Source organism: Nocardia mikamii NBRC 108933, from assembly GCF_001613505.1.
In the GTDB taxonomy this organism is placed as follows: Bacteria; Actinomycetota; Actinomycetes; order Mycobacteriales; family Mycobacteriaceae; genus Nocardia; species Nocardia mikamii.
In genome coordinates this window covers 52,182-68,625 of record NZ_BDCM01000017.1, presented here as the reverse complement: position 1 = coordinate 68,625, position 16,444 = coordinate 52,182, and the positions used below count along the sequence as shown (strand labels likewise).

The window sequence follows — 16,444 nt, the reverse complement described above, 5'->3', positions numbered from 1 at the left end:
TCCTGTATCGGTTCGTGCCCCCTGCCGGACCTTGTCGTCGTGATGGAACTTATGTGCAGGCCCGTAGTTACGAATGTCGCTTTCCGCTACGGGCGGTTCCCCGAATCGGTGTCGAGCACGATCACCGCGCGGCCGCGTACGGCTCCTGCCTCGAGGCGCTGATAGGCCAGCGGCGCTTGGTTGAGGGAATAGGTTTCGACTTCGATCCGGATGTGACCTGCCCGCGCCAGCTCCACGACCTCCGCCAAGTCAGGCCGACTGCCCCAGAACGTCGCTCGCACGCACGCATCGAAGGGGAGGCTCCGGTAACCCACCAGTAGCCTGCCCTTTCCGACTCCGACGATGGTGATGTCGCCCTCGGTTGCTACGACGCTGCCCGCGAGCTCAACGGTCTGCTGTGAACCCACGAAGTCGAAAATCGCGTCGACGCCGAGGCGGTTTGTCAGACTCCGGATCGCCGTTGCCGCTCGAACGTCACCGCGCACCGCATGGTGCGCGCCGATCTCGCCGGCGAAACGTAGCTTGTCGTCGGAAAGGTCTACGGCGATCACAGTGGTCGGGCTCATTGCCCGCAAGATCTGGATTGCGACGTGGCCCAGGCCGCCTGCGCCGATGACGAGGGCGTGGCTACCGGCTCCGAGTTTTGGGATCGACTGTTTGATCGCGTGGTAGGAGGTCAAACCGGCATCGGTGAGAGCGACGGCCTGGACCGGATGGAGGTCGCCGAGTGGCATGAGGTGGCGCTCATGATCGATGAGCAGATACTCGGCCATGGCGCCGGCGACGACGATACCCGGTGGCCGGATCCCGTCGGGATGAGTGCAGTAATTTTCCTTGCCCTGCAGGCAGTTTCGGCATACGCCGCAGCCCCAGGGGCCATAAACCACTACCGCATCACCGACGGAGAACCCGCTCACGCCTTCGCCCAATGCGGCGATGACCCCTGCGGCCTCGTGGCCGAGGGTCAGCGGCAGTGAACCGTATCGGTACTCGTGCTCAGGCGCGGCCATGATGTGCAGGTCGGAATGGCAGCAACCAGCCGCAATGACGCGCAGTAGTAGCTGTCCCGGGCCTACGGCGGGAACTGCGACGTCTACGACCTCGGGGCCGTCGCCGAAACGACGATATTGAAGGGCCTTCATCCCGTGTATGCGCCTTCTTCGTGCAGATCTGGGCGACCGACGGCATGAAGCACGTCGCGTAGCCAGGGCACCGTCGTCAAGCCATTCATCTCGGCTGGCCGCACCCAGCGGTATTCGTCGTGTTCCCAATTCAAGATCAGATCGCTGCGTGGGGTGTCGAAGAGGAATGGGAATACGTGCCACGCGTTGTCGCGGAGGTCGCGTAATTCGAGCCTTTTGCCCCGACGTACGAGGGAGAGATCAACGGGTGCGAGGCCGGTTTCTTCGTTAATTTCGATATGTGCATGTGCCAGAGGGTCGGAACCGGAGGGAAGATATCCGGTGACACAATGCCAACGATCAGGATCACCTTCGACCCGGCGGCTGCGCTTGAGCAATCCGAGCCGGTTACCGCTGACCAGTACTGCCGCAACGATGTTGGGCATCAGCGGAAGACCTTCCTGAGTGCCGGCCTGTCGATCTTGTTTGTCGCGGTGCGCGGAATGGAATCGACGATCTCGATTCGGCGCGGCCGTTGTAGTCCTCGCAGATTCGGGTCTTCTTCGCAGAAAGCGGCGATCTTGGCCGCCGTCACAAGCGAATTGTGCGGTACCACGATCGCGGTGACTTGCTGGCCGAAGCGTTCATGGGCGGTGCCGATCACTGCGACCTCGCGGATGAGCGGGCAGGCTGCCAAATGCGTCTCGACCATCTGCGGGTAGACGTTTTCGCCCCCGCTGATGATCATGTCGTCCGAGCGATCGACGAAATACAGATAGCCGTCCGAATCCGCCCGTACCAGATCGCTGGTGCGGAACCAGCCGTCCGGGGTGATCTTGGTGGCATTGGTCTCGGGCAGTTGCCAGTACCCAGGAGTGACGGCGTCGCCTCGGACCCAGAGCTCGCCCACTTCGCCCGGTCCCGCGTCGCGCATTCCGCCTTCGGGGACGATTCGGACCTGCACGATTTGATCGAGGGGTTTTCCCAGTGATCCTTCGCGCCTGGGCGCGTCCAACGGCTCGGTGATCGACAGGCCACTCTGTTCGGTCTGCCCGTAGATGTTCACCGCGACAATCCCGGTCGCTTCGGTGAGCGCTTTCAGCTTTGTCTGCGGTAGCGCCGAACCGCCGATCGCGCACACTCGGATGGAGTCGAGGGATACGCGGTCGTCGCCGAGGAAGTTGATGATGTCGAACATCATGGCCGGAACGAGGGCGGCGACGGTGGGCCGAAACTCGACGGCGTCCGCGAGCCAATCCTGGACCTGCCACCGCCGAAGTGTGACTTCTCCGCCGGCCATCAGGACGGGCAGGGTGATCAACTGCAGCCCGCCTACGTGGAACAGCGGCGTGCACACGAGAGCATGGTCGTCCGCGGTGAGCGACCATATATCGATGATGGCCTCGCATACAGCCGCTGTGTTGCGATGGGTTTGGCGCACCCCTTTCGGCTTGCCGGTGGAGCCGCTGGTGTACATCAGCAATGCGTCGTCGTCATCCATCCGCGGCACGATCGCCGTGGCGGGAGCGGTCGCAAGAACTGTTTCGAAAGACACGGCGGCGTCATCCGCAGCACCGACCGAGATGATGTGTTCATTGACGGGCAAGCCGGTCAACGCGTCCCTCAGCTTGGGGACTTCGGCCTCCGGCGTCACGATCCACGTCGCTTGGGAGTCTTCGGCAGCGTGGCGCAGAGCTGCTGGATGGAACAGATAGTTGAACGGGACGGCGACGGCGCCGATCTGCCAAATTCCTAGAAGAGCTACGACCCATTCCTGCTGGTTGTGCATGTATATCCCGACCCTCTGACCGGGAGTCACCTGCGCGGCTTCGAGGTAGGCGCCGAACCGAGCCGCTTGCTCGAACAGCTCGCGATAGGTGAGGTGTGTTCCGAGGTGGCTCAGGGCCACATCGGTGGCACGGTTGTCGGCCACTCGCCGCAATGATGTCAAAACGTTCATGGTGACCTCCGTCGGTCAGCGCCAGGCGAATCCGTCTCCCTCGGTCGGCCGAGGTCGGTATGAGCCGTCACGGTAAGTCCTTGTCGAATGGTCCGGTTGTCGCAAGGTGCGACAGCGGACGAGACATCCACGCTCGCGCGTTAGTGTTTTCGTATGTCACATTCCGGTGTGGCGCGGCGCACCCGTCTGGACTCAGGGGATCGGCGGGAACAAATCCTCGTCGCAGCGCAGCGCCTGTTCGCAAAGCGAGCGTATGAGGCAGTATCGACCTCCGAGCTGGCCGCGGCAGCGGGCACGACTCGGACGAATCTGCACCACCATTTCGGCACCAAACGCGCGCTCTACCTGGAGGTAGTGCGACGGTTCGCTCGCCTGCCCGATCTGCCGGCGGTTGTGGAACCGGCAGGTGATGTCGCCAGTAATGTGGCGCACACGTTCGAGCGGTGGCTGGACTTGGTCGAGCAGAACCGAGAAACCTACCTGAGCATGATCGGAGTGACTTCGTCTCGCCGAGATCCCGAGGTGGAAGCGGTTCTGCAGGCAGGGATGCGGACATGGGAGGAGCGGTTGCTTTTCCTGCTGGGCGCGAGTCGTGGGGATCGAAACCGTGCCCTGATCAGATCTTTTCAGGGATTGGTCACCGCTGCCACAGACGAATGGCTTCGCCACGAAACCTTGAGCCGAGGTGATGTCCATGCGCTCCTTACCAGGAATCTCCTGGCGCTTCCTGTGACCCACTACTGACAATCTTGACATATTGTCAGTAGTGGGTCACTCTTGGGGGCGTGGCAGTGGTGCCCATCTGACGGAGCGCACCGCTTGCCGACTGGTGTCGGGCTCAAAGGAAGGGCGTGTGCGTGACTACCGCATCTCCCACTATGCGTGCAGGCCTCAGAACGGGCGCAGTGGCAGCGCTGGACCCCAACCAGCGAAAAGATGCGAGATTCGAGCAGATCAGGCGCGTGCGCGACGCATTTCTGTCGACCGGAACGGCCGCCACAGCCGACATGCAGGCGGCCGGAATCACCCCGCAAGTACTTGAATCCTGGCGGCGCTCGGTTCGTTACGGTCTTGCACCCCGCGGCATCAGGCCGGTGCGTGTCGGAGACATCGACCTCGATACGCAGCTGACGCGCACCGTCGATGCGGTTCTCGCCCAACGCGACGCGGCGCTCGATCAGTCCATGTGCGGCCTCACACTCACTGATAGTGAGGGGACAGTAATACGCCAGTGGGTGCGTGACCAGAAGTTGCGTCAGTGGCTCGGACGTTACGACATATCGCCCGCGTTCTCCGTCGATGAAACCGTCATAGGAACCTCGAGCGGCATCTGCCTGCTCAGTGGCCGACCGACTCTCGTTCGCGGACCGGAACACTTCAGCGAAGACTATGCCGAGGTGACGTCCGCGGGGGTGCCAGTAGTGCATCCGGTCACGCACCGCGTCGTCGGCTCACTGAACTTGACGTGCCGCTACGAGGACACCAGCCCGGTCTTGCTGTCCTGGGTAATGGAACTGGTCCGTGACATTCAGCGTACTTTCCAAGAATCGGCGACCCGCTGCGAGCGGACGCTGTTGAACGCCTACCTAACCGAAAACAGGGACGCCCGGCACCCACTGGTGGTCTTGAACGAGCAGACGATCATCACCAACGCCACAGCCGCCAGGTTGCTCACATCGGTCGATCAGGCACGGCTATGGGAACACGCGTCACGGTCGATTCAAGAGCGTCGTCAAGAGGCTGAACGCCTGGTACTAACCAACGGTACGGTTGTTTCGGTCGATTGCCGGGAGATCGGCGACGGAGGTGAGCGGGTCGGCGCGCTGCTGAAAATCCGGCCGGTCGTCGAGCGAGCGGCGACGCGAGCCACGTCAACCGTGCACAGCGGTCCGGACCTAGGGAGCCTCGTCGGCAAAGGCCCGCGGTGGCGGGAACTGTGCCGACAGGCAGGTCGGCTTGGAGCCGATCCTGTTCTGATCACGGGTGAGAAGGGCACCGGCAAGCTGGCCGTCGCCAAAGCGATCGCCGGCAACGGTCCGGTCGCGGTACTGGACTCGGCGGATGCAGCGATCAACGGAACGCAAGCATGGCTGCGCCAGCTGGAGAACCGACTGCGCGGCGCGACCCCATCCGCTTTGATCATTCGCCGCTGCGACGAACTGGATGCAACGACATCCACCGCCGCGGCAAACCTCATTCGAGCACACCAGGGCGTATCGGTGCGGGTGCTCGCGACTGCAAACAGCTCGGCCGTCTCCGGCATTGATCCACTGCTCGCAGAGTTCACCGCAGTGCTACCTGTCCCAGCCCTGCGGGAGCGACTCGAGGACCTGCCATCGTTACTAGATGCATTGACCAAAGCCTCCTTCGAGCGACTGGGACGTGCCCCCCGCGCCATCCGTTGGATGCCCGACGCCGTACAGACCTTATCGCGGCTGCCGTGGCCCGGCAATATCGTATCGCTCGAGGCTGTGGTGCTGGAAGTGTTGCGCGACAACGGAAATGGTTACATCAACGCGGGCGATCTTCCGGTCGATGTGGTGGCCAAGGCGTCTCGTCGCCAGCTGCTCGGGTTGGAGCAGGTGGAGGCGACCGCAATCATTGCAGCGCTGCGTGAGGCCGGCGGCAACAAGAATCGGGCCGCTGACGCCCTCGGAATCGCCCGCTCGACGCTGTATCGCAAGATGCGGGCGTTGGGGATCGACCTGTCGACAATGGCATTCTGATTTTCCCTCGACCGGCCCCGGCTGCTGAGGCCGTCGGGGCCGGTCGGTGCGCGCAGCTGCCATTGCGCAGCTGATGTGTACCACGATGCGACAACTTTGCGGGCCATACCACCCTTACGTTCATTGTGAACGAGGAGGTGAGGCCCATGACTGCCATCGAAAACGGCTCGGCCGCCGAGGTCGGGGGACCGGCAGCCGTCGCAGACGGCGATATCGGCTATTCGGTCGCCGGCCCGGTTGCTCTGATCACTCTGGACCGTCCGTCGGCGCACAACGCCTTGACTGTGCGGATGATTCGCCGATTGGCAGAGGCGATCGAGGCGGCGCGCAGCGACGAGGACGTGCGAGCGATCGTGCTGACAGGCGCCGGTGGCAAAGCATTCAGCGCTGGCGGTGACCTCGGCGAACTGATTCCCCGACTGACCAAGGGCGAGCTGGACATCATGATCCCGGATCCGTCCAAGCGCTTCTTCTCGGATCTGTTCACGCCGGTTGTCGCGGCTGTCAACGGGCTTTGTGTAGCGGGTGGGCTGGAGATTCTGCTCGGCACCGATATCAGGGTGGCGGCCGAGCATGCGGTATTCGGACTGCCGGAAGTGCGCTGGGGCCTGGTGCCTGGTGGCGGCTCGCATATCAGGTTGCCTCAACAGATTCCGTGGGCTATTGCCATGCAGTTGTTGCTGACCGGCGATCACATCGATGCGGGCCGAGCGGCGCAGTGCGGTCTGGTCAACGAGGTCGTTCCAGGGGACGTGGTGCTCAAGCGGGCAATGGAGATCGCGCACGGCATCGCGCGCAACGCGCCGATCGCGGTACGCACAGCCAAGGAGATCGCCGTGCGCGCATGGGGCAATGAGTCTCGCTTCCCGTTGGAGCTTGCGCTCAACGAACGCGTGCTCCGCACCGAGGACGCCGTGGAGGGCCCACGCGCCTTCACGGCGAAACGTTCGCCTCTGTATCGGAACCGCTGAGTAACAGGAGATACGTAGGTATGAATGTCGACGCTATGCCAACGCTTCATCCGGAGAGCCGCGATCTCGTCGGTTCGGTCTTCGAGGCGGTCCAAGGAATCGCGGCGGAGTTTCCGCGGTCGCTGTATCTGCAGCGCGCCCGGGAGGGCGGCCACGCCAGAGAACTGTGGGACGCATTGGCGGCCGCCGATCTGCTCGCGGTCGGAGTACCCCCGGAATTCGGAGGCGCGGGCGGTGGATTGACCGGTACGGTCGCGGTGATGGAGGCATTGGCGCGGGCTGGCGTGCCGCCCCTGCAATATTCGCTGACCACGTTTTCGCGTGAAGCGATTCTGCGTCACGGTTCCGACCAGCAGATCAAAAGTCATGTCGTGGCCTCCATTTCGGGCAAACGCAAGATTTGCCTGGGAGTCACCGAGCCGGAAGCAGGGACGAACTCCTTCGCCGCCCGTACGGTGGCGCGGCCGACAGCGGATGGCAGTTACCGCATTTCGGGCCAGAAGGTTTTCATCTCGGGTGCCAACGAATCCGATCACATTCTGCTGCTCGCGCGTACGGCCCCGCCGGGTGAAAAAGTTGGCCGCAGAAAGGGTTTCGGCCTCTTCGTCGTGGACATGTCGCTGCCAGGTATCGAACTGCGCCGGCTCGACATCGAGTGGTACGCGCCGGAGAACCAGTACGAGGTGTTCTTCGATGATGTCGAAGTGCCCGCTGAGGCACTGATCGGGGATGACGGGCTGGGCTTCGACCACCTGTTGTCGTGTCTCAACCAGGAGCGGGTCACGGTTGCGGCGTGGGCGCTGGGCTTGGGCGATTATGCGCTGCGCAAGGCGGTGGATTATGCGAAAGTGCGTGCTCCGTTCGGTACCCCGATCGGAGCCCATCAAGCCGTTCAGCATCCGTTGGCCTTGGCGAAAGCCGAGATGGAAGCCGCTCGTCAGGTCATGTACTCGGCGGCAGCAGCTTATGACAGCGGGCGCGACGCGGGCGACGAGGCCAACATGGCGAAACTGCTCGGCAGCCGGGCCGCGCTGAACGCGGTCGAGGCGGCGATCCAGACCCATGGTGGTTCCGCGTTCGTATACGAAACCGACGTGATCACTGTGTGGCCGATGGTGCGCGTACTTCAGATCGCACCACTGAACAACGAGTCAATCCTCAACTACATCGGCGAGCGTGTGCTCGGGTTGCCGCGCAGCTGAGACGGGAGTATGTCGTGATCGCCATCGAATCGGCAGCAGAACGCACGACGGTGTTGCGCCAGGCATTTGCTTGCTTCCCCACCGGTGTGACTGCTGTATGCGCCTCCTCCGAACGGGGGCCGGTTGGTATGGCCGTGAGCTCTTTCACCTCTGTATCGCTGGACCCGCCACTCCTGTCGGTGTGTGTGCAAAACACCTCCACCACGTGGCCAGTTTTGCGGCGGCATCCCAAGCTTGGCCTGAGCGTGCTTGCAGAGGACCAAGCAGCGGCGGGCCGGCGGCTGTCGATGAAGAATGGTGACCGCTTTGCCGACTTGTCATGGGAAGCGAGCGAGAGCGGAGCTTTGTTCGTTCTGGGCGCCACGGCGTGGTTCGACTGCTCCATTCATACGGAGGTCCCTGCTGGTGACCATGTGGTCGTCCTCCTGGAAGTGCACGCGCTGCGAACGACACCGGATGTAGCTCCCCTCGTTTTCCACGGCAGCCGCTTCCGGAGGCTCGACGGCAACGACCTCACGGTGGCGTCATGACCACCCAATTCATCGTCGGCGCCGATACTGCGGCAAACCGGCTGCGGCGAGCGGGGACGGCCATGGCTGCCGGGTCACCGGTGGTCTTGGTCGACGACCGGACATCGGCCTCGGATGGGTACCTGATCATGGCTGCCGAGGCGGCGACCACCAGCACGGTGGCGTTCTTCATTACCCATTCATCCGGCCTGTTGTGTGTCGCCTTGCCGAAGCCCGATTGTGACCGCTTGGCGATACCCGCAATGGCCGGTGCCGCAAGTGATTCCGGCGCGTTCAACGCGTGTGTAGCTGTCGACGCGGCGAGTGGAATTTCGACCGGGATTTCGGCGCACGATCGTGCCCGCACTGCTTCGATGTTGGCCGACCCCGCATCCTCGGCCGATGACTTCACTCGCCCGGGCCACGTGATCCCGGTACAGACATCTCCCGACGGTGTACTGAGACGAAACAACGTCGCCGAGGCGGCCTCCGACCTCGCTGCGGCCGCAGGATGTCGACCGGTGGCTCTGTTCGCTGCCTTGGTCAGCCAGCGACGTCCGACGGACGTGGCGCAGGGGAGCGAATTGAACGAGTTTGCCGAGATCCACAGACTCGTCACGATCTCGATCAGTGATGTGATTGCGTACCGGATGAGTGTGGACCCGCTGGTGTCGCGCCTCGCGACTGCTCGATTGCCGCTGCGAGCGGGTGCGACCCGCATGCTGGGCTACCGCGGCTCGATCGACGGCGCGGAGCATGTCGCCGTCGTCACCGGCGAACCCGCTGCGGCCGAGAATGTGCCGGTATACGTCCACCAAGAATGTCTGACCGGCGATGTGTTCGGGTCGTCCGAATGTGGCTGTCGTCAACGCCTGGAGCGTGCAGTGGTGACCATCGCGTCGGCGGGATGCGGTGTGGTGATCTACCTTCGGCCGCTCGAGGGCGGTACACAATGTGATCTCGTCCATCAGCCCCGTCAGCGTGATCGGTGGCTGTCGTATGTCGCGGCGAACATTGCCCAGGATATCGGCGTGCGTTCGGTCTGCCTGCTCGAGGACAACGCGGGAGACCGTGCGGCATTCCAGGATCGGGGCCTGCCGACCCACATGCACGAGCTGGCCGTCGCTGCAATTGCATGATTTCTCAACAGAAAGCGAAACTATTCGATGAATTCCGCTGACAGGTCGCTGCCGCTTCGTCCCAGTGACGAAGAGATAGCCCTCCGCACGACCGTTGCCGGCATCGTCGCGAAGTTCGGGCACGAGTATTACCAGGCCTGCGCCGCAACTGGCGAGCCTATGACGGACCTGTGGGACCAGCTCGGCCGCGGTGGCTATCTCGGCCTGAACATCCCCGAAGAGTATGGTGGCGGCGGCGTCGGTCTGACCGAACTGGCAATCGTGCTCGAAGAGTTGTCGGCGGGCGGATGCCCCGAGCTGGCGATGGTGTTGTCCCAGGGCATCGCGGGTAGCGTGCTGGCATTGCATGGAAACGCCGAACAAAAGCAGCGCTATCTCCCGGGAATTGCCAGTGGCGCCGAGAAATTCGTTTTCGCCCTGACCGAGCCGGATGCTGGCTCGAACTCGCACAATGTGTCTACTACGGCCAAGCGAGACGGCGACGACTGGGTGGTGCGTGGCACCAAGTACTACATCTCCGGTGTGGACCACTGTGACCATTTCCTGCTTGTCGCGCGCACCGGAACCGATGAGCGGACAGGCCGAGGCCTGCTGACCCTGTTCATCGTGGATGATCCCGACGCTGCGGGACTGCGACGCCAACTCATCCCGACAGCATTACAGGCCCCGGAACGGCAGTTCACATTGTTTTTCGAGGAACTGCGCCTCCCAGCTGAGTCCGTGGTCGGCGACGTTGGAAAAGGACTAGTGGCGCTGTTCGACGGTCTCAACCCCGAACGAGTGCTCAGCGCGGTCATCTGTACCGGGGTCGCCCGATATGCGATCGACAAGGCGGTCCGCTACGTCAACGAACGCAACGTCTGGGGAGTACCGGTGGGGACATACCAGGGTGTCCAGCATCCGTTGGCCGAGGCAGCCATCGAGCTGGCAGCGGCCCGGGAGATGACCTGGCGGGCGGCTGCGGAGTTCGACGCTGGCCTCGGTGCCGGTGAGACAGCGAATATGGCCAAGTTTCTGGCGTCGCGGGCCGGCCACAAAGCATTGGACACCGCGATCCAAATGCATGGCGGCAACGGTATGGCACATGAGTACGGTCTCGCGGACCTCTGGGGCATCGTGCGGTTGCAACAGGTGGCCCCCGTCTCCACACAGATGGTGCTCAACTACGTCGCGCAACACACCCTCGGATTGCCGCGATCCTACTGAGGAGTCTGGATGACCGTCACGCTCGAATATCTCCGTTCATTGGAAGGCAAGCAGCTGCCCGGAGGGGAGCTGGTGATCGAACCGCATGAAGACGCGATCCTGCAACACGCCGTGCGCGCCCCTGAAAGCGATCAGAAGTTCGCACATCCCATGTGGTTTGTGGTGATTTCGCTGCGCTGTCTCGGGATCAGTGTTACCGACCTGTGCGATTTGGCGGGCAAAACCGAGCAGGACACGTTGCTGTTCGGTCAGTGCGCGATCGAACAGGCCACCGCGTTACAGGTCGGTGAGCGCTACCGCGCCGCGGCAACGATCAGCGCTGCGGGTTCGCGCACGACTCGCGACGGGGCACGACTCGACAATCTTGTCGTGCGAACCGAGATCGCCAGCGACGAGCGGATCCATGCGGGAACTGTGACGAGCACCTACCTGTTCAAGCGAGGAAGCCACTGATGGACGCAGGTCAGGATATCCGAATCGGCACGCAGTTGCCGGAGCGTCGAATAACCGCGGTTAGCGCCGAGCACATCAAACAGGTCGCGCTGATCCTGCGCGACCCCAACCCTATCCATTTCGATTTAGCAGCACTGGCGCAGGCCGGCTTGGGCGACCGAGAAGTCAACCAGGGCGGAACCACCATGGCCTATGTGTTGGACCTGGTCACCGAATGGTCCGGTTCACGAACGGCTTTGCGCTCAATCACGTGCTCATTCCGGGCGAATGTCTTCGCTGGTGACGACGTGACAGTCGGGGGAGACGTCACCGCGGTCTCTCCCGCGGATGGCGGCCTTCTGGTCGAATGCGCACTCTGGGCCGAGGCTGATGGACGCCGTGCCATTGCCGGTAGCGCGACCGTCGTTCTGCCCTCGCGCGGCGCCTGACACCTCCAAGGCTCGCACGAAATTCGACTGGTTCGACACACCGCGCTCCCGTTCTTCTGTAGAGCGGCCTTGTCGTCCGTTATATCACCTCCGTTCTTCTGTGCAAGTCATTGTCAAAGGGGTATAGCCGCGCCCTGGGACGATCAGTCACTGGCCTACGATCTGGCGCCGCTAGCGCAGAGCTCCGCAGCGGTGAGGTAGGCGGGTCTGTAGGTGCAGCCCCGCCTTGCCGGTAACGCCCGTAGCCGCGTTACAAACTTCTTTCCAGCTCGAGCAGTCTTATCGCTTCGTCCACCGCCACCGCCAGCGTCGGATCGAGGCGAGCTGCGCATCGGAGACTGGTTGCGGTCAGGTCGACGAGGGCTTCGACCACAGAGTCGGCGTCGAACGGCTGGTCCGCATCGATCCAGTAGGCGATTGCTTCGTCGACGGAGCTGACCGCTGTGCGAAGCATCATTCGGATCGCCTTGGCCGTTGGGTCGAGGCGAAGTAATCTCGCGGCCCATTCGATCGCCCGCCAGCGATCGGCTTCGAAGAGCTCCCACGCCTCTGGGTCGGCGCCTCGACCGCCAAGCACGAGTCGTCTGGCCAGGCCGCGATGTTCGGCAAGGTAGTGCAGGTTCGCCGAAAATAGTGCGCGGATTCGCTCGCCGGCCGGTCCCTCGGTCGGAATATTCTCGGAGACATCGAGATTGCGTGCCGCTTCCCGCATCGCCTCCAGATAGATACCGCGTTTGTTGCCGAAGTAGTGGAACAGGAGTCCATGTGCGACGCCCGCCGACTTCGCGATCTCGCCGACCGTCACGGCGTCGTAATGCTTGGTCGAGAACTCCTCGATCGCCGTGTCGATCAAACGTTGACGGGTTTCGGCGGCGCGGGCAGCTCGAGTGGTCGTGTGCCTCTTCGTGGTCGTCGCAGGCATCCGCGTCCTTCCTGGGTTGGCAAACGGTGGATACCGGTCCGCAGGCCCCGTCGGCCGGTCGAAGCCTGCGTTGATTCTACGTCATTGATACAGCGTCGATGACTTTTACCGCCGAGTCACCGCCGATCGCCAAGGCCGGCGTATTCGTTCTCGACGTCTGCGCGGACCCTGCAAGGTTCCGGGCCTCGCGCGAATTCGTTGTGCGACCGCAACGATCAGCTGGCGATTGCTCGTCCGATCAGATCCTTCATGATCTCGGTGGTGCCACCATAGATGGTCCGGATTCGAGTGTCGGTGTATGCCTTGGCGACGAGGTATTCGCCCATATAGCCGTATCCACCGTGAAATTGCAGGCACGGTCTATCCTGCGCTCCTGCAGCACGCTGATGTCCTACTTGCCTTTCACTGCGTCGATCGAGGTCCCGCTGACTGGCGTTGTAGGCCAGGGCGGGTTTGTCGGCATATGCGCGGCGATGTCGACTTAGGTTTGCATCTCGATCATCCCGAACCGGACATGCTGGAATTCCGCTGGCATCTGTGCGCTAACGACAATTCCACGACGACGAATTTGCGTGCCGTTTTGCAGATCCACGATTGGCTGTACAGATCTCGCCAGGACGGCCGCTGAGTTCATTGTCCCGGCCCCCTGGGGCGAACACCAGTGATTTCAGCTTGTCCGGTTTCTACCGGCGTGCGGGTAACGCTGTCGAGAGTGCTGCGCGGATTCGTCCGCCTGTTCGCTCTGATCGACATACTTCTGAAATGTGCCCGGTGTCACGCTCGACGGGTGAACATAACGAGCACTTCAGCAACGGGGATCAAAGTCCAACGAAATCTGCTCGCGGCGCCGGCTGTGCCGAGTTCGCACATCGATATCTACTCCGGCGTCGCGCAGCTTGCAGCGACGGTGTGGGCGAGCGAAGTGGTCGCGCAGCGTAGTCGCCCCGACACGGCAGTCGTGATACGTCGGCAACGATTCTTCTCTGATCAACGAGAACGTGCTGCTCGACATCGCCGCAATGGTGCGGCATTTGCGGAAAAAGGGTGGCGCCTCCGTGGTGCCGTACTACCAGTCGCAGGCGCGCGAGACGACGGTCACAGACCCGCCTGGTGGTGGGCCTGACCTGACGGAGTTCCGCAATCGCGTTGTCGCGGCTACGCCGTCGCTAGCAAGCCGAGTACTGCGACGGATAGGATTGCGATCACAATGGCCGGAGCGAGGTCTTTCGGATTCCTGTCACCGGCACGCAGATGGTAGTAGACGGCTCCGAACATCAACAATACAACACCGATGGCGGCGGCGATACCGGCTGCCTTTATCCACAACGCGGCGCCGAAAAACCCCAGAGCCGCAAGACATTCCGCGCCACCGATCGCTCGGCCGAGAGAAGGACTCACCCCTACGTGTGCAAGCAGCGCATTGACAGTCTTGGTGCCGATCACCTTGCTTACACCGAGGAAACCGAAAAATACAGCGAGAAAAATTGCTATTACAATGCTGGCGACGTGCATTGATGCTCTCCAGATTTGTTGAACGATGTGGTCGTCGGATGAAGCCGTTTCGGTAAATACATTCTCGATATGGGATCTGTCGCCGATTGCTAACATTTAAATTGATGTGGGCATCGACCCGACAACCTTCGGCGCGTGTGCTGCCCCGCAGTGTGCGCTCGTTCCGCATAACATGTGATGTCGATTTTTCCAGGCACCGCTCATATTGCGAATCGCGATATGAGCGGTGAGGAAAAGCGCACGCAACAGATTCGGCACACCGCACCCAAGGCTGCTTGGGTGCAGCGATACACGTCCCCGAAACCGGCTCGGGTGGGGTGCCTACCACGGCCGGTCATGGGCACCTTCGCCTACCTCGAGAACTGCGTTGTCGAACAGTTCCCCGACGAGAGGTCAGCGACCGAGGATGGTGCCGACGGCGCCAACGAACGAATGCACTGCGGGTTCGGCGGCGTCGGTGCTGCGCCAGCCGACGATATTGTCGGGTCGGACGAGTATCGCGCCGTTGTCACCGATTTCGCGTACCTCCGCCCACTGCCCATCTACATCGGCGTAGTCCGGTCCGATTGCGACGATCCGTATTCCTATGCCGAACTTCTCGGCGGCCGCCGCCGCAGCTGCCTTCCATACCGCACCATCACACCCGGTGATCAGCGTGAATTCGCCGGCAGCGCCGACGAGGTCGTGCGTGGAGAAGCGCTGTCCATTCTGTTCGAGCCAGGCATGTGGCAAGCGATGTCCTGGACGTGAAGTGGGGTAATAGATCGATCCCATCGGATCTGTCGGCGGTGGGGTAGAGCCGTCTGCCACCACGGCGCCGACCGGGTAGGAGTATCCGATCTCCAAATCGTGTGCCTGGAATTCGATCCGCTGGGTAGCCACTGCTTCACCGAACCGTGCACGCCGCGATTCACCCATTGGGGTGTCGGAAAAGAAGATGTCGAGGATCGCCTGATGCATTTCCGGTGGGAGCGGTATCGGCATCATGCCGATACCGGCGTCCACGACGAAGTGGTTTTGCAGGGTGAACAAGGCCCAGTCGACGACGCGCATGGCGACAGGCATGCGCTCGGCTTGATATGTATCGAGCAATTCCGGCGCCGCGTGGCCCTTGATTACGGCCGCGAGTTTCCAGGCCAGGTTGTGTGCGTCCTGGACGCAGGTGTTGAGGCCCAGGCCGGTGGTCGGTGGGTGCTTGTGGGCGGCATCGCCGACGAGGAAAATTCTGCCCTCCTGAAACTTGCTGGCGATACTTCCCTCGACCATCCAGTGGCTAGTCTTGTTGACCTCGATGTCGAGATCCCCGACCTTGAGCAGCTCGCGGATCTTCGGAACGAGGAAGTCTGGGCTGAGGTCCGTCTCGTCGGTAGGCGAGTACGCGAAGTGGAACTGCCATTCCTCGGAGTGCTTACCCCAGGTCGGGCCGAGCGGCACCAGGTTGCCGCCTGCAGGGTATGCGCCCGACGTGGGATTGACGAAGTGCGCGATGAGTACCTCGTCATCCCACCACGGCGACAGATCTGCCGTGAAGTGCGTCGAGACGATGTGGATCAGATTCTTCGGTCCGATCATGGTCGCACCGATTGCCTTACCGATTGTTTTTCCGCCGTCCGCGGCGACGAGATAATCGGACCGCACCGTCATGGTTTCACCCGTTGCCCGATTGAGAATTGTCGCGGTCACGCCGTCGGCGTCCTGTGTCACTTCGGTGAGCTCGTGGTGAAAGAGCACCCTACCTGGCGCCCGATCCTCTGCGGCCTGCTTCAACAGCGGTTCCAAGCGGAGCTGCGGAAAGTTCGTCGACCGGCAGGGGCTGTCTTTCAGATACCGTTCGGTCATGTCACCGCCGCCGAAAGCATCCATTTTGCCAAAGGTCTTCGCATCGAGTGGGCCGTCACCGCCCAGCGAGGTGTACCACGCGACCTTTCCCATTTGTTCCAGCGATGCACCGCCCGCGTAGATGGCATCCGCGACGTTGTGCTGTCGCATGATTTCCATGAATCGTTGGTTGAGATAGTGCGCTTTGGGCAGGACGGAGGTGCCCTCGTGCCGTTCGACCAGCAAGTGGTCTACGCCGTGCGAGGACAGGAAGATCGACGAGGTCAACCCCGCGCCGCCACCACCGACGATGAGGACGGGTACTCGAATCTCAGACATGCTTTATCACTTTCTTTATTTGCGTCGGGGGTGGCTCATGCGGTGATGAGCTGGTGGAGTTGGTCGATAAATTGCTCATAGAACCCGGCCGACCCGGGATCGTGCAGCGCTCGGGGCAGACTTTCCGTCACGCTTCGC

Annotated in this window: 15 protein-coding genes and 1 pseudogene; 9 read left to right on the top strand and 7 right to left on the bottom strand. The window is 62.3% G+C overall.

The window, feature by feature from the left end; all coding sequences use genetic code 11:
- Nucleotides 1-86: 86 nt before the first annotated feature.
- Genes NMI01S_RS27225 through NMI01S_RS27215 form a run of 3 tightly spaced genes read right to left on the bottom strand, consistent with a single transcriptional unit; the run spans nt 87 to nt 3,081 of the window.
- A complete protein-coding gene (locus NMI01S_RS27225; protein ID WP_063001569.1) occupies nt 87-1,142 on the bottom strand; it encodes an NAD(P)-dependent alcohol dehydrogenase in 1,056 nt (351 codons plus the stop codon).
- Nucleotides 1,139-1,567 (bottom strand): NUDIX domain-containing protein, encoded by a 429-nt coding sequence (locus NMI01S_RS27220; RefSeq protein WP_063001568.1) that lies wholly within the window; start codon nt 1,565-1,567, stop codon nt 1,139-1,141. Before NMI01S_RS27220 ends, NMI01S_RS27225 begins: the two co-directional genes overlap by 4 nt.
- Nucleotides 1,567-3,081 carry a class I adenylate-forming enzyme family protein gene (locus NMI01S_RS27215; RefSeq protein WP_063001567.1) on the bottom strand — a complete coding sequence of 505 codons (1,515 nt, stop codon included), beginning with the start codon at nt 3,079-3,081 and terminating at the stop codon, nt 1,567-1,569. Before NMI01S_RS27215 ends, NMI01S_RS27220 begins: the two co-directional genes overlap by 1 nt.
- Nucleotides 3,082-3,234: 153 nt before the next feature.
- Here NMI01S_RS27215 and NMI01S_RS27210 point away from each other — a divergent pair, with 153 nt between their 5' ends.
- The 9 genes from NMI01S_RS27210 (at nt 3,235) to NMI01S_RS27170 (ending at nt 11,715) form a co-directional block, all read left to right on the top strand.
- Nucleotides 3,235-3,825: a TetR/AcrR family transcriptional regulator gene (locus tag NMI01S_RS27210; protein ID WP_063001566.1), complete on the top strand. Its 591-nt coding sequence runs from the start codon at nt 3,235-3,237 to the stop codon at nt 3,823-3,825.
- Nucleotides 3,826-3,986: 161 nt separating this feature from the next.
- Nucleotides 3,987-5,807, top strand: coding sequence for a sigma-54-dependent Fis family transcriptional regulator (locus tag NMI01S_RS27205; RefSeq protein WP_167669951.1), 1,821 nt, complete (start codon nt 3,987-3,989; stop codon nt 5,805-5,807).
- A 146-nt stretch (nt 5,808-5,953) separates the two neighbouring features.
- On the top strand, nt 5,954-6,778 hold the full coding sequence (locus NMI01S_RS27200; protein WP_063001564.1) for an enoyl-CoA hydratase/isomerase family protein: 825 nt from the start codon (nt 5,954-5,956) through the stop codon (nt 6,776-6,778).
- 20 nt (nt 6,779-6,798) lie between these two features.
- A complete protein-coding gene (locus tag NMI01S_RS27195) occupies nt 6,799-7,980 on the top strand; it encodes an acyl-CoA dehydrogenase family protein (RefSeq protein ID WP_063001563.1) in 1,182 nt (393 codons plus the stop codon).
- 14 nt (nt 7,981-7,994) lie between these two features.
- Complete coding sequence (locus NMI01S_RS27190) at nt 7,995-8,510, top strand: flavin reductase family protein (protein WP_063001562.1); 516 nt, start codon at nt 7,995-7,997, stop codon at nt 8,508-8,510.
- Complete coding sequence (locus NMI01S_RS27185; protein ID WP_063001561.1) at nt 8,507-9,628, top strand: 3,4-dihydroxy-2-butanone-4-phosphate synthase; 1,122 nt, start codon at nt 8,507-8,509, stop codon at nt 9,626-9,628. Before NMI01S_RS27190 ends, NMI01S_RS27185 begins: the two co-directional genes overlap by 4 nt.
- A 48-nt stretch (nt 9,629-9,676) precedes the next feature.
- The gene (locus tag NMI01S_RS27180; protein WP_063001715.1) at nt 9,677-10,834 is read left to right on the top strand and encodes an acyl-CoA dehydrogenase family protein; all 1,158 of its coding nucleotides are present in this window, start codon (nt 9,677-9,679) and stop codon (nt 10,832-10,834) included.
- Nucleotides 10,835-10,843: 9 nt separating this feature from the next.
- Nucleotides 10,844-11,287 (top strand): hypothetical protein, encoded by a 444-nt coding sequence (locus NMI01S_RS27175; RefSeq protein ID WP_063001560.1) that lies wholly within the window; start codon nt 10,844-10,846, stop codon nt 11,285-11,287.
- Nucleotides 11,287-11,715 (top strand): MaoC family dehydratase, encoded by a 429-nt coding sequence (locus NMI01S_RS27170; RefSeq protein ID WP_063001559.1) that lies wholly within the window; start codon nt 11,287-11,289, stop codon nt 11,713-11,715. The genes NMI01S_RS27175 and NMI01S_RS27170 overlap by 1 nt, the downstream gene beginning before the upstream one ends.
- A gap of 250 nt (nt 11,716-11,965) precedes the next feature.
- Here the strand turns inward: NMI01S_RS27170 and NMI01S_RS27165 are convergent, their stop codons facing one another.
- From NMI01S_RS27165 to NMI01S_RS27155, 4 genes and pseudogenes are all read right to left on the bottom strand, one after another.
- The gene (locus NMI01S_RS27165) at nt 11,966-12,637 is read right to left on the bottom strand and encodes a TetR/AcrR family transcriptional regulator (protein ID WP_084513324.1); all 672 of its coding nucleotides are present in this window, start codon (nt 12,635-12,637) and stop codon (nt 11,966-11,968) included.
- A gap of 215 nt (nt 12,638-12,852) precedes the next feature.
- Nucleotides 12,853-13,157 (bottom strand): annotated as a pseudogene (locus tag NMI01S_RS36590) (acyl-CoA dehydrogenase family protein); the annotation flags it as partial.
- Nucleotides 13,158-13,792: 635 nt separating this feature from the next.
- On the bottom strand, nt 13,793-14,245 hold the full coding sequence (locus tag NMI01S_RS27160; protein ID WP_084513323.1) for a DoxX family protein: 453 nt from the start codon (nt 14,243-14,245) through the stop codon (nt 13,793-13,795).
- Nucleotides 14,246-14,542: 297 nt separating this feature from the next.
- Complete coding sequence (locus tag NMI01S_RS27155) at nt 14,543-16,306, bottom strand: FAD-dependent monooxygenase (protein WP_063001556.1); 1,764 nt, start codon at nt 16,304-16,306, stop codon at nt 14,543-14,545.
- Nucleotides 16,307-16,444: the final 138 nt, after the last annotated feature.